This window comes from Mesorhizobium sp. M1E.F.Ca.ET.063.01.1.1 (assembly GCF_003998155.1).
GTDB lineage: Bacteria > Pseudomonadota > Alphaproteobacteria > Rhizobiales > Rhizobiaceae > Mesorhizobium.
In genome coordinates this window covers 1-423 of the sequence record NZ_RZSC01001660.1, presented here as the reverse complement: position 1 = coordinate 423, position 423 = coordinate 1, and the positions used below count along the sequence as shown (strand labels likewise).

The window sequence follows — 423 nt, the reverse complement described above, 5'->3', positions numbered from 1 at the left end:
GAATTATCTTTCTTTGGAAAGTGAACGGCTATCAAGGCCGTTCATCGCCCATATCAACCGCGAAGTTCGCCTGCGATAATGATCCTATGAATTCTGAAGCGCAAGTTCGTGGAACGAACCAGGCCAGTGGCGACATCAACGCTGCGCGCCCTGCCCTCGCCGGGCTGGCCAAAGCGCTGCCGCCGCATGTCTGGTTTTGCGTCAGCGCGGTCTTCCACTATCTCGGACCGGCCTTCGCCGTGCTGCTGTTCGCTCAGGTCGGCGTGCTCGGCATGGCCTGGCTGCGCATCGCCACGGCCGCGCTCGTCTTCGCGCCGCTCACCAAGCCGTGGCAGGTTTTCGCGCGCGCCGACCGCTCGGCACGGCTCCTGCTGTTGGCCTTCGGCGCCTGCCTGGCGGTGATGAACTGCGCGTTCTATCTGG

At 63.1% G+C, this 423-nt stretch carries 1 pseudogene; it reads left to right on the top strand.

Annotation, left to right across the window (positions count from 1 at the left end):
• Positions 1 to 86: 86 nt before the first annotated feature.
• Positions 87 to 423, top strand: a pseudogene (locus tag EOA29_RS40295) (EamA family transporter); the annotation flags it as partial.